This is a genomic window from Streptomyces sp. cf386, from assembly GCF_900103585.1.
Taxonomy (GTDB): Bacteria; Actinomycetota; Actinomycetes; order Streptomycetales; family Streptomycetaceae; genus Streptomyces.
In genome coordinates, this window is record NZ_FNHV01000009.1 from 256,351 (window position 1) to 268,960 (window position 12,610).

Sequence of the window (12,610 nt, forward strand, 5' to 3'; positions counted from 1 at the left end):
TGGCTCACACCGATCGCGTGTCCGGGATATGTCTGGGAGCTGTCAGCCCACTTCGCTTCACTGGTCTCGACTTCCCCTGTCCCGGCCCTCCCCACGGCCGGCCCCACGACCGAGGAGAGCACGCCCGTGCCCGAGCCGCAGCCCCTGAACCAGGACCTGGACCTGGACCTGGACTTCGACCCCGAAGCCCTGCGCGCCAAATACCGCGCCGAGCGCGACCGCCGCATCCGCCCCGACGGCGGCGCACAGTACCGGCACCCCACTGGCGAGTTCGGCGCGTACGACGAAGACCCCCACGCCGACCCGGAGTTCACCCGCGCGCCCCTGCACGACCGCGTCGAGGCCGTGGTCGTCGGCGGCGGGTTCGGCGGGCTGCTGGCCGGGGCGCGGCTGCGGCAGGCGGGGGTGCAGGAGATCCGGGTCGTCGAGAAGGGCGCGGACTTCGGCGGCACCTGGTACTGGAACCGGTACCCGGGCATCCACTGCGACATCGAGTCGTACATCTACCTCCCGCTGCTCGAAGAGCTCGGCTACGTCCCGAAGTGGAAGTACGCCCCCGGCGAGGAGATCCACGAGCACGCGCGGGCCATCGCCCGCCACTTCGGCCTCTACGACCAGGCCTGCTTCCAGACCCAGGTCACCGAACTGCGCTGGGACGACGAGCAGTCGGAGTGGGAGGTCGCCACCGACCGCGGCGACCGCATCCGCGCCCGCTACGTCGTCGTCTCCAGCGGCACCCTCAGCCAGGCCAAACTCCCCGGCATCCCCGGCATCGAGACCTTCCGCGGGCACACCTTCCACACCAGCCGCTGGGACTACGACTACACCGGCGGCGACGCGACCGGCGGCCTCACCGGCCTCGCCGACAAGCGTGTCGCCCTGATCGGCACCGGCGCCACCGCCATCCAGGTCGTACCGCACCTCGGGGCCGACGCAGCGCAGGTGTACGTCTTCCAGCGCACCCCGTCCTCCGTCGACGTGCGCGGCAACCGGCCGACCGATCCGCAGTGGGCCGAGTCGCTGGAGCCGGGCTGGCAGCGGCGCCGTATGGAGAACTTCCTGAAGATCGTCACCGGCGTCCGGGCGGACGAGGAGGATCTGGTGAACGACGCCTGGACGTCCAGCGCCCGGCTCCAGGAGAAGCTCATCCCGACCAACGCCTACGCGGACGTCCCGGCCGAGGAGCGCGAACTCGCCTACGAGATCGCCGACTTCCAGAAGATGAACGAGCTGCGCTCCCGTGTCGAAACGGTCGTCGAGGACCCGGAGACCGCCGAGAAGCTCAAGCCCTGGTACCGCTACATGTGCAAGCGGCCCACGTTCAGCGACCAGTACCTCCAGACCTTCAACCGGCCCAACGTCACCCTCGTCGACACCGCCGACACGCACGGCGTCGAGCGGATCACCGAGAACGCCGTCGTGGTGGGCGGGACGGAATACGAGGTCGACTGCGTCATCTTCGCCACCGGCTTCGACGTCGGCAGGTCGGGCGTCCTGTCCGGCAAGCTCCCCGTGTACGGGCGGGGCGGCGCCGGTCTGCTGGAGACCTGGATGACCGAGGGCCTCAAGACGCTGCACGGCTTCACCACCCGCGGCTTCCCCAACTTCTTCCAGCTCGGCCCGATGCAGAACGCCTCCGCCGTCAACTACGTCCACATCCTCGACGAACAGGCCACGCATGTCGCGGAGGTCGTCGCGGAGGCCCGCAAGCGCGAGGCCCGGTACGTCGAGCCGACCGCCGAGGCGCAGGACGCCTGGGTGGCGACGGTCCGTCAGAAGGCGCCCGACCTCTACAAGTTCCAGGCCGAGTGCACGCCCGGGTACTACAACAACGAGGGCAGCCCGAGGGAGCGCAGCGAGTCGTACGGCGACGGACCGGTCGCCTTCCACGAGCTGCTGCGGCGCTGGCGTGCGGAGGGCGGCATGCGTGAGGTTCTGACCGAGAGCGAGGGGTGAGAGGCGTGACGGGCGTGACGAGCACAGAACCGAGCAGGTACGACGCGACCGGCAAGCGGCACGCCACCAGCGCCCGTTGGGCCGTCGAGCGACTCAACCCGCCCAGCCGGCTGTGGGGCTCCAACGGCGTCGCCTTCGGGCCGGACGGGCGGCTGTACGTCGCCCAGTTCCTCGCCGGTCAGATCAGCGCCGTCGACCCGGCCACCGGGGACGTCGAGGTCGTCGTACCGATGGACAGTCCCGTGCAGTCGCCGGACGACCTCGCCTTCGGCGCGGACGGCTCGATGTACATCGCCGACCTGGTGCCGGGCCGGGTGTGGCGGCGCAGCCCGCAGGGGACGTACACGCTCGTCTCCGGCGATGTCGACAACCCCAACGGCATCACCTGCGTGGGCGACCGGCTGTTCGTGAACGAGATGAAGCCGGACGGCCGGCTGATGGAGCTCTTCCCCGACGGCGGCGACCCCGTGGTCCTCACCCAGGGGCTCGCCCTCGGCAACGCGATGCAGCTCGGGCCGGACGGCCACCTGTACTACCCGCACATGATGAGCGGCGCGAACCCCCTGCTCACCGGCCAGGTCTGGCGGATCCCGCCGGACGGGGGCGCGCCCGAGGTGGTCGCGGACGACGTCCATCAGCCGGTCGCCGTGCGGTTCGACCAGGGCGGGGTGCTGCATGTGCTCTCCCGCGGCCCCGAGGGCATCGTCACCCGAATCGACCTGCACTGCAGCGGTTCGCGGACCCTGGTCACCAGCGGGGTCGTCGGGCTGGACAACGCGGCCTTCGACGCCGAGAACCGCATGTTCGTCTCCAGCTACTCCAGCGGCGGCGTCACCGAGATGCACCCCGACGGGCGCACCCGCGAGATCGTGCCGCGCGGACTCGACGGACCGTACGGCGTGACCATCGACCTCGGCGGCCAGGTGTACGCCGCCGACCACTACCGTCTCGCGCGCCCCGACCCCTCGCCGGAGGGCGGCGTCACCACCCACTCCCTGCTGCACTTCTCGCACGGCATCGTGGCCGCCGGCGAACTCCTCCACATCACCTCGCAGTTCGGGCAGGTCCAGACGTACGACCCTGAGTCCGGGACCACGCGGGACCGGGCCGGCGGACTGCGGCGCCCCCTCGGCATCACGGTCGCGCCGGACGGCTCGCTCGTCGTCGCCGAGTCGGACGCGGGGCGGGTGGTGGCCGTCGACGAGAACGACGCCGTCAGCGTCCTCGCGGACGGGCTCGACCGGCCCGTGGACGTGGCCTTCGACGCGGAGGGGCGTTGTTACGTCAGCGACGAGGGGGCCGGCGTCCTCTTGAGGGTCGAGGCGGACGGGGCGGCGACGGTCGTCATGGACGGGCTCGACGCGCCCCAGGGCCTCGCGGTCCTCGGCGACGAGCTGTTCACGGTGGAGACCGGGCCGCGCAGACTCCGGGCCGTGTCCCTGACGACGGGGGAGACGCGCACCGACGCGGAGGACCTGCCGGTCGGGCCGCCGCCGGGGGTGGTTCCGCGGGCGGAACCGGCTCTCTTCGCCAACGGGATGCCGGGGATGGCGCGTCGGTTCGCGGGGTTGGCGGTGGGGACGGACGGTTCGTTGCTGTTGTCGGCGAACGGGGAGGGGACGGTACTGCGGCTGACGGTCAGGACGCCGGACCCAGCGAACGCTCCGTCACCCGCTCCAGATGCCGATGGAAGACCTCCTGAGTGTCGGGCGTCAGCGTCCGCAGGGCGACCAGTGCGGTGATGACGACATCGCACAGCTCGCCCTGCACGTCCTCCCACGTGTGGGTGACCCCCTTGCGCGGGTTCTGACCGGTCGCGCCGATCACCGCCTCGGCGACCTCGCCGACCTCCTCCGACAGCTTCAGCATGCGCAGCAGCATGCCCTCCCTGCCGCCGATCGGCTGGTCCGTGTCGAGCCAGGTCCACAGGTCGTCGATGGCTGCCCAGAGGTCGGTCGAGGTCGCGGGAGGGGTGGCCTGATCAGTCATGCGGGCAGCTTGGCACAGCGCCGTCCGCCCTCGCGGAGGGGAAGAGACCTCTACTCCTCGAACAGGGCCTCCTGCCCCTCGATCCCGGCCGCGCCCTCCCCCTTCTCCGGCCTGTCCAGCCTCCGGTTCCGCGCCCCCACCACCAGCGCCGTCACCGTGGCCGTCGCCGCGAGTGCCGTGGGGACCATCCAGCCGCGGTCGACGACATGGCCGAGAGCGTGGTCGAGGGAGAGCCGGCCCGGGCCCGCGATCGCGAGACCGGTCGCGGCGAGGGCGAGGGTGGCCGCGTACTCGTAGCCGCCGCCCTGGTTGAAGAAGCCGTTCGGGGCGTGCACCGCGGACGCCCCCGCCATCGCCCCGGCCGCCGCCGCGCCCGCCGCGGGCGTCGCCAGCCCCAGCGCCAGCAGCGTGCCGCCACCGGTCTCCGCGAGGCCCGCCGCCGTCGCGCTCGCCTTGCCCGGCCGGTAGCCGACCGACTCCATGAACTGGCCGGTCCCATGGATGCCGTGCCCGCCGAACCAGCCGAACAGCTTCTGGGTGCCGTGCGCGGCCAGCACCCCGCCGGCACCCAGCCGGAGCAACAGCAGACCCAGATCACGTCGATCGAAAGCACGCACAGCACCCAAAGCGACTCCCGGAACAGTCAGCAGGAACGGATCCCCTCCCGCGTATCCACCGTCGCACCCACGGCACCCACCCGGCCCGCCCTCGCCGCCGTTCGGGTGGCGGGTCGGCGGGGGCGGTGTGAGGCTGACCCGTATGACGATTCAGACGTCCAAACTCAGCGACCCGGCCGTCCGCGCCTTCGTCACCGCCGTCAACGCCCATGACCGCGAGGGCTTCCTGAGCATCCTCGCGCCCGGCGCGACCATGGCGGACGACGGCACCGACCGCGACCTCGCCGACTGGATCGACCGGGAGATCTTCACCTCCCACGGTCATATGGAGGTCGACAACGAGTCGAACCGCGGCCGCGACCTCATCGCCTCCTACCGCAATGACACCTGGGGCGAGATGCGCACCCGGTGGCACTTCGAGATCGAGGACGACGGCAGGATCTCGCGGTTCGAGACCGGGCAGGCGTAGCCGGTCAACAGGAAGCCGTCGCGGGCAAGCCGCCCCTCAGGGGCTTGCCTTCGTGTGCGCTCCAACCCCTACCGTCCCACCCCATGGAGACCAAGAGGACTTTGGGACGGACCGGCATCGAGGTAAGCGCTCTCGGCTTCGGCTGCTGGGCCATCGGCGGTGAGTGGCAGTCCGGCGACGGGCAGCCCCTGGGGTGGGGCAAGGTGGACGACGAGGAGTCGGTACGGGCCGTCCGCCGCGCCCTCGACCTGGGCGTCACCTTCTTCGACACCGCGGACACCTACGGCGCCGGCCACAGTGAGCGGGTCCTCGGCCGCGCCCTGGGCAAGCGTCGCGCCGAGGTCGTCGTCGCGACCAAGTGGGGCAACGTCTTCGACGAGGAGACCCGCACCCTCACCGGTGCCGATGACTCGGTGGAGTACGCCCGCCGCGCGCTGACCGCCTCGCTCAAGCGGCTGGACACCGACTACATCGACCTCTACCAACTGCACCTCTCCGACGCCGACCCGGAGCGCGCGGCCGAACTCCGCGACGTCTGCGGGGAGTTCGTGCGCGAGGGGCTCGTCCGCGCCTACGCGTGGAGCACCGACGACCCGGCCCGCGCCGCCGTCTTCGCGCGAGGGGAGCACTGTGCGGCCGTACAGCACATGGCCAATGTGCTCCAGGACGCGCCGGAGATGTTCGCGCTGTGCGAGGGGCTGGAGCTGGCCAGTATCAACCGCAGCCCGCTGGCGATGGGGCTGCTGACCGGCAAGCGCCGGAGCGGTGAGGCGCTGGAGGCCGGGGACATCCGCAACCGGCCGCCGCAGTGGCTGCAGGGGTTCGCGGACGGGTCCGGCGCCGACCCGGAGTGGGTGGCCCGCGTCGACGCGCTGAAGGACGTCCTCACCAGCGACGGCCGTACGCTCGGTCAGGGCGCCCTCGCCTGGCTGTGGGCCCGCAGCCCGCGCACCGTGCCGATCCCGGGGTTCCGTTCCGTCGCCCAGGCCGAGCAGAACGCGGGTGCGCTGGCGAAGGGGCCGCTCACCGGCGAGCAGATGGGCGAGGTGGATCGGATCCTCGGTCGCTGAGTATCGCCACGCGCCGCCTACGACTTACGCGGCAGCCGTTCCACGCACCGGTGCGCACCTCGCGGTCCCACGCGAAGTCCACCCCCACCCGGTGATCGTGGAACGGCTGCCGCCTCCCCCCTCGGAGTGGCCTGCGGAAGCCTTGTGCTCCATATGTGAAGCTCTGGTGCAGGGCGCGTTGAGCATATGCCGCTCACCGGCCGCGATGCAGCGGAACTTCATATTCCGGTTGTGCAAGTTGTGGAGGTGGTGAGCGGGGCTCAGGAATTTCAGCCGCGCCCCACGTACGGCATCGCCGTCGCCAGCACCGTCGCGAACTGCACGTTCGCCTCCAAGGGCAGCTCCGCCATGTGCCGCACGGTCCGCGCCACGTCGGCCACGTCCATCACCGGCTCGGGTACCACGGAACCGTTGGCCTGGAGAGCGCCCGCCTCCATTCGCACGGTCATGTCGGTCGCCGCGTTGCCGATGTCGATCTGGCCGACGGCGATGTCGTACGGCCGCCCGTCCAGCGACAGCGACTTGGTCAGGCCGGTCAGCGCGTGCTTGGTCGCCGTGTAGGCCACCGAGTGCGGACGGGGTGTGTGCGCGGAGATCGAGCCGTTGTTGATGATGCGGCCGCCCCGCGGGTCCTGCTCCTTCATCTGCCGGTACGCCGCCTGCGCGCACAGGAACGCCCCGTTGAGGTTGGTGTCCACCACGTGCCGCCAGGCGTCGTACGACAGCTCCTCGACCGGCACCCCGCCGGGACCGAACGTGCCCGCGTTGTTGAACAGCAGGTCCACCCGCCCGAACCGCTCCACGGTGGCGGCGAACAGCGCGGCCACGTCCTCCTGCCGTGACACGTCCGTCCGTACGGTGAGCGATGCGCTGTCGGGCACCAGCCCCGCCGTCTCCTCCAGCGTCTCGACGCGCCGCCCGGCCAGCGCCACCGACCAGCCCGCGCGCAGCAGTTCCACCGCGACCGCGCGTCCGATGCCGGAGCCCGCGCCGGTCACCACGGCGATCCTCGGGCCCGTGATCCTCGCGTCCGTTTGCCTCTCGTTCATGGGCCCGCAGCGTACGGGAGGGTCCGCCATTCGGAACTCATCTGTCTGCCATCCGGGTGTTGTGTACGCGCCAAGCGAGTGTCGTCCCCGGCCACTCCAATGCCTCGTGCATCCATCAGTCAGGGGAGGACCGGATGACCATCGCAACAGACCTGCCCCAGCACGCCCCCGAACTGCGCGCCGCAGCCCGGCACATCGGGCGCCGCCGTTTCCTGACCCTCACCGGCGCGGCAGCGGCGCTCGCCTTCGCCGTGAACCTGCCGGCCGCGGGCGCGGCGAGCGCCGCCCGGCTCGACGCCCGCAAGATCACCGCCAACCCCTTCACCCTCGGCGTCGCCTCCGGCGACCCACTGCCCGGCTCCGTCGTCCTGTGGACCCGGCTCGCGCCCGTCCCGTATCAGCCGGACGGCGGACTGCCCGCCGAACGCGTCACCGTCGACTGGGAGCTGGCGCACGACGAGCAGTTCAGCCGCGTCGCCAGACGCGGCACCGCCACCGCGCACCCCGAGTTCCACCACACGGTCCACGTCGAGGTCGACCAGCTCGACGCGGACCGCGTCTACTACTACCGCTTCCGCACCGGCACCTGGATCAGCGAGACGGGCCGCACCCGCACCGCGCCCCTCGCCACCAGCGAGGTGGGCTCCCTCACCCTCGCCGCCGTCTCCTGCCAGGCGTACGCCGACGGCTACTTCACGCCGTACCGCCATCTCGCCCAGGACGACGTGGACGTCGTCTTCCACCTGGGCGACTACCTGTACGAGTACGCGGTCAACTCCGTCGGCGGGTACCGCAACTACACCGACCGCACGCTCCCCGCGCTCTTCAACCGCGAGACGATGACCCTGGAGGACTACCGCCTGCGCTACGCCCTCTTCAAGACCGACCCCGACCTCAGGGCCGCGCACGCCGCGCACCCCTTCGTCGTCACCTGGGACGACCACGAGACCGAGAACAACTACGCCGGCGACATCCCGGAGAACAGCGTCCCGCCGGAGGAGTTCCTGCTGCGCCGCGCCTCCGCCTATCGCGCCTACTGGGAGAACCAGCCGCTGCGCAGCCCCCAGCAGCCCACCGGCCCCGACATGCGGCTCTACCGGCGCCTGCAATGGGGCCGGCTCGCCCAGTTCGACGTGCTGGACACCCGGCAGTACCGCTCCAACCAGGCGTACGGCGACGGCTCCCAGATCCCCGGCCCGGACGTCGACGACCCGGCGCGCACGATGACCGGCGCGACACAGGAGCGGTGGCTGCTCGACGGATGGCGCTCGTCGAGCGCGCTGTGGAACGTCGTACCGCAGCAGGTCACCTTCGCCCAGCGCAACTTCGACCTCACCTCGCCGTCGAGGGTGTCGATGGACGCCTGGGACGGCTACCGCGCCTCCCGGCGCCGGGTGCTGGACGGGGCCAAGGCCGCCGGGATCGAGAACCTGATGGTGCTCACCGGTGACGTCCACGTCGGCTACGGCTTCGACATCAAGGACGACTTCGACGACCCCGACTCCGACACGCTCGGCACGGAGATCGTGGCCACGTCGATCGCGAGCGGCCGGGACGGCGTCGACAAGCCCGCCAACTGGGACACGTACATGCAGGCCAACCCGCACATGAAGTTCTACAACGGGCGGCGCGGATACGTGACCGTCGCGCTGGGAGAAGAGCGGGCACGGGCCGACTTCAAGACCGTGCCGTACGTGACCACGCCCGGGGCGCCGATCGCGACGGCCGCGTCCTTCGTCACGGAGGTGGGGGAGCCGGGGCTCACGCCGGTGTGAGCGCGGGCGCGCGGTCCTCTTCGGGGGCCTCGCCCGGGTAGCGGACGCCGACGCGGTCCCGGATCGCGTCGAGCGTCCGCATCACGGCCAGCGTGCCGTCGAGCGGCACCAGCGGGGACTCGGTCTCCCCGGCGCGCACGGCCCGCATCACCTCGGCGGCCTCGTGCCGCAGGCTGCCCCGTGGCCCGTCCGCCGGGTCGGCCGTGAACTCCTCGGGGTCACGGCCGTCGCGGTGCAGCACGAAACGGTCCGGGAAGAAGAAGCCGTTCGGTACGTCGATACGGCCGCCCGAGCCGGTCACGGACGCCGAGGTGGCCGTACCGCCGACGATCGAGCAGTGCAGCGAGGCGAGCGCGCCGCTCTCCCAGGACAGCAGGGCTCCCGTCTGGAGGTCGACGCCCTCCGCGGACAGCGCCGCGCGCGCCGTGACGTCCGACGGCTCCCCGAGCAGCAGCTGGGCGAAGGAGACCGGGTACACACCGAGGTCCAGCAGCGCGCCGCCGCCCTGGGCCGGGTCGCGCAGGCGGTGCGCCGGCGGGAAGGGGCCGGCCAGCCCGAAGTCGGCCTGGACATGGCGCACTTCGCCGATCGCGCCGTCGTCCACGAGCGCCTTGAGCCGCCGGATCAGCGGGTTGCAGTACATCCACATGGCTTCCATCAGGAAGCTGCCCCGCGCACCGGCCAGGGCGACCAGCTCCTCGGCCTCCCGCGCGTTGATCGTGAACGCCTTCTCGCACAGCACGTTCCGCCCGGCCTCCAGACACAGCCCCGCGGCCGTGCGGTGTGCCGAGTGCGGGGTGGCTACGTACACGACATCGATGTCGCCGTCCTCGGCGAGCGCGTTCCAGTCGCCGTACGCCCGCGGAATCCCGAAACGCTCGGCGAACGCGTCCGCGGTGGCCTGGCTCCGCGAGGCCACCGCGACCACGTCGGCGTCGGGCATGTCGACCAGATCGGCCGTGAACGCGGCCGCGATCCCGCCGGTCGCCAGGATCCCCCACCGCACGCTCTGCTCGGCCATCGCGGCCCCGCCCCTCGATCGTGTGACCATCGGCACTCTGTACGAGCTGAGAGCATAGAGGGCGGATCACGAGGAGAGGGAGGGGCGCATGGGTGACCCTGGGGGGCCGATACCGGACGTATCGCACGCGGAGAGATCGACCTCCGAGAAAACGACGGCCCCGGCGAAACAACCGCCCACCCGCTCCCTCCGCCGCACCGGCTTCCTCGTCACCTTCATCCTCGGCGGACTGACGGCCACGCCCCCGCTGGCGATGGACATGTACCTCCCGGCGCTCCCCGAGGTCACCGGGTCCCTGCACGCCCCCGCCGCGACCGTCCAGCTCACGCTCACCGCCTGCCTGGCCGGCATGGCGTTCGGGCAGCTGGTGGTCGGCCCGATGAGCGACCGATGGGGCCGCAGGCGTCCGCTGCTGGCAGGCCTGGCGGTGTATGTGCTGGCCACGGCGCTCTGCGCGCTCGCGCCCACCGTCCAGGCCCTGATCGCCTTCCGGCTGGCGCAGGGCCTCGCGGGTGCGGCGGCGATCGTGATCGCGCGGGCGGTCGTACGCGATCTCTACGACGGCCTGGCGATGGCCCGCTTCTTCTCCACCCTCATGCTGATCTCCGGGGTCGCCCCCATCGTGGCGCCGCTCATCGGCGGACAGGTCCTGCAAGTGACGGACTGGCGGGGCGTGTTCGTCGTGCTCACGGCCGTCGGGGCGCTGCTGGCGGGGCTCGTCTGGTGGAAGCTCCCCGAGACCCTCCCGGCGGACGACCGGCACGGCGGCGGGGTCGGCACCGCCCTGCGCGCGATGCGCGGCCTGCTCGCCGACGGGGCCTTCGCCGGGTACACGCTGGCCGGCGGGTTCGCCTTCGCCGCGCTGTTCGCGTACATAGCGGCGTCGCCGTTCGTGATCCAGGAGATCTACGGGGCCTCGCCGCAGACCTTCAGCCTGCTGTTCGGGATCAACTCGGTCGGGCTGGTGGTGGTCGGCCAGATCAACGGCAAGGTGCTGGTGGGGCGGGTCAGCCTGGACCGGGTGCTCGGGGCGGGCCTGGCGATCGTCATCCTCGCCGCGACGGCGCTGCTGCTGATGTCCCTGGGCGTGTTCGGCGAGGTCGGACTGCTCCCCGTGGCCGCGGCCCTCTTCGTCCTGATGTCCGCGATGGGCATCACCCTCCCCAACACCCAGGCCCTCGCCCTCCTGCGCACCAAGCACGCCGCGGGCTCCGCGTCCGCGCTCCTCGGCACGTCCTCCTTCCTCATCGGCGCGATCGCCTCGCCCCTCGTGGGCGTCGCCGGTGAGGACACCGCCGTCCCGATGGCCGTCGTCCAACTGGCCGCAGCACTGGTGGCGCTGGCCTGCTTCATGGGAATGTGCCGTCCTTGGAACAGACGTGCGGATGGACATGCGGGTGCGGAGGGAGCAGAGAGCTGAGCGCGCCGAGACTGCGCGGGGACACGCCGGAAAGGGCCGGACTCGACCCCGAGGAGATCCGTCATCTCGTCCGCGAGGTCCACGACCTCACCACCGGCTCTCGCCCCTGGGCGGCCGGCGCGGTGCTGGCCGTCGGGCGGGGGCCCTGCCTCGCCGTCGAGGAGGCGGCGGGCTGGGCCGTGCGGTACGCCTCCTACGACGAGGAGAAGGACGTCGGGGTGGAGCTGCCGCCCGACTCCCGCGTCCCGATGACCACGGACACCCCCTTCGACCTGGCCTCCCTCACGAAACTCTTCACCTCGGTGGCCGCGGTGCAGCAGATCGAGCGGGGCACGCTCGGCATCGACGCGCGGGTCGGGGCGTATCTGCCGGACTTCCGTGCGGCGGCCCGGCACGACGTCACGGTGCGGCAGCTGCTCACGCACACTTCGGGGCTGCGGCCCGAACTGCCGCTGTACGACTGCGCTGACGACGCGGAGCGGCTGGAGCTGCTGCGGGCGGAACCGCCGATCGGGGTGCCCGGCACGTACTGCTACTCGGACCTCAACTTCCTCCTGCTCCAGCACGTACTGGAACGCATCACCGGCCGCACGCTCGACGTCCTCGTCCACGACGGCATCACCCGCCCCCTCGGCATGGCCGCGACCCGCTTCGGCCCGTGCCCCGGCGCGGCGGCGACCGAGGACCAGCGGCGGCCGTGGGCCAAGGCGGAACGCGGGATGCTGCGGGGTGTCGTGCACGACGAGAACGCGTGGGCGCTGGGTGGGGTGGCGGGGCACGCGGGCCTGTTCTCGACCGCCCGGGACCTGGCGGTCTTCTGCCGCGCACTGCTGTCGGGCGGCGCGTACGGGCCCGCCCGCATCCTCGGCCCGGACTTCGTGGAGCTGCTGCTGACCGCGCCCGGGCTGGGGTTCGGGGTCGATCAGCCGTGGTTCATGGGGGAGTTGGCGGGGCGAGGGGCGGCGGGGCACACCGGCTTCACCGGGACGTCGTTGGTGGTGGATCCGGCGACGGACACGTTTGTGGTGCTGCTGGCGAATACGGTGCATCCGCGGCGGCGGGGGGCTGCGAGCGAAGCGAGATGGGGGTCCCCCCGGACGGAGTCTGGGGGAGGGCCGCGGGCGGCGGTGGGGACGCGGGTGGCGCGGGCGGTTCGGGGGTTGTAGGGGTGCGGGCCGTGTTGTCTTTCGCCCCCGCCGCCCCTACCCGTCCCATCCCCAGGGGCTGTTTTCAGCCCGTCCGGC

Annotated in this window: 11 protein-coding genes; 7 read left to right on the forward strand and 4 right to left on the reverse strand. The window is 71.8% G+C overall.

Annotated features, from left to right (window positions below):
• Positions 1-126 precede the first annotated feature (126 nt).
• Both BLU79_RS24330 and BLU79_RS24335 read left to right on the forward strand, forming a co-directional pair.
• On the forward strand, positions 127-1,956 hold the full coding sequence (locus tag BLU79_RS24330) for a flavin-containing monooxygenase (RefSeq protein WP_093907987.1): 1,830 nt from the start codon (positions 127-129) through the stop codon (positions 1,954-1,956).
• A 14-nt stretch (positions 1,957-1,970) separates the two neighbouring features.
• Complete coding sequence (locus BLU79_RS24335; protein ID WP_256333448.1) at positions 1,971-3,698, forward strand: hypothetical protein; 1,728 nt, start codon at positions 1,971-1,973, stop codon at positions 3,696-3,698.
• Here BLU79_RS24335 and BLU79_RS24340 read toward each other — a convergent pair.
• The gene (locus BLU79_RS24340; protein ID WP_093907988.1) at positions 3,595-3,945 is read right to left on the reverse strand and encodes a MazG-like family protein; all 351 of its coding nucleotides are present in this window, start codon (positions 3,943-3,945) and stop codon (positions 3,595-3,597) included. The two genes, BLU79_RS24335 and BLU79_RS24340, sit on opposite strands and share 104 nt — an antisense overlap.
• A gap of 50 nt (positions 3,946-3,995) precedes the next feature.
• The gene (locus BLU79_RS24345; protein WP_093907989.1) at positions 3,996-4,562 is read right to left on the reverse strand and encodes a DoxX family membrane protein; all 567 of its coding nucleotides are present in this window, start codon (positions 4,560-4,562) and stop codon (positions 3,996-3,998) included.
• Between the two features lie 142 nt (positions 4,563-4,704).
• Here BLU79_RS24345 and BLU79_RS24350 point away from each other — a divergent pair, with 142 nt between their 5' ends.
• Together BLU79_RS24350 and BLU79_RS24355 are read left to right on the forward strand one after the other, a co-directional pair.
• A complete protein-coding gene (locus tag BLU79_RS24350; RefSeq protein WP_093907990.1) occupies positions 4,705-5,031 on the forward strand; it encodes a hypothetical protein in 327 nt (108 codons plus the stop codon).
• An 83-nt stretch (positions 5,032-5,114) separates the two neighbouring features.
• The gene (locus tag BLU79_RS24355; protein WP_093907991.1) at positions 5,115-6,101 is read left to right on the forward strand and encodes an aldo/keto reductase; all 987 of its coding nucleotides are present in this window, start codon (positions 5,115-5,117) and stop codon (positions 6,099-6,101) included.
• Between the two features lie 269 nt (positions 6,102-6,370).
• Here BLU79_RS24355 and BLU79_RS24360 read toward each other — a convergent pair whose 3' ends face one another.
• Complete coding sequence (locus BLU79_RS24360) at positions 6,371-7,150, reverse strand: SDR family oxidoreductase (RefSeq protein ID WP_093908140.1); 780 nt, start codon at positions 7,148-7,150, stop codon at positions 6,371-6,373.
• A 134-nt stretch (positions 7,151-7,284) separates the two neighbouring features.
• Here BLU79_RS24360 and BLU79_RS24365 point away from each other — a divergent pair, with 134 nt between their 5' ends.
• Positions 7,285-8,925 carry an alkaline phosphatase D family protein gene (locus BLU79_RS24365; RefSeq protein ID WP_093907992.1) on the forward strand — a complete coding sequence of 547 codons (1,641 nt, stop codon included), beginning with the start codon at positions 7,285-7,287 and terminating at the stop codon, positions 8,923-8,925.
• Here the strand turns inward: BLU79_RS24365 and BLU79_RS24370 are convergent.
• The gene (locus tag BLU79_RS24370; RefSeq protein WP_093907993.1) at positions 8,912-9,946 is read right to left on the reverse strand and encodes a Gfo/Idh/MocA family protein; all 1,035 of its coding nucleotides are present in this window, start codon (positions 9,944-9,946) and stop codon (positions 8,912-8,914) included. The genes BLU79_RS24365 and BLU79_RS24370 overlap by 14 nt on opposite strands.
• A gap of 88 nt (positions 9,947-10,034) precedes the next feature.
• Here BLU79_RS24370 and BLU79_RS24375 point away from each other — a divergent pair, with 88 nt between their 5' ends.
• Together BLU79_RS24375 and BLU79_RS24380 are read left to right on the forward strand one after the other, a co-directional pair.
• A complete protein-coding gene (locus tag BLU79_RS24375; protein ID WP_093907994.1) occupies positions 10,035-11,366 on the forward strand; it encodes a multidrug effflux MFS transporter in 1,332 nt (443 codons plus the stop codon).
• Complete coding sequence (locus BLU79_RS24380) at positions 11,306-12,532, forward strand: serine hydrolase domain-containing protein (RefSeq protein WP_093907995.1); 1,227 nt, start codon at positions 11,306-11,308, stop codon at positions 12,530-12,532. Before BLU79_RS24375 ends, BLU79_RS24380 begins: the two co-directional genes overlap by 61 nt.
• The last annotated feature ends 78 nt before the right edge of the window (positions 12,533-12,610 follow it).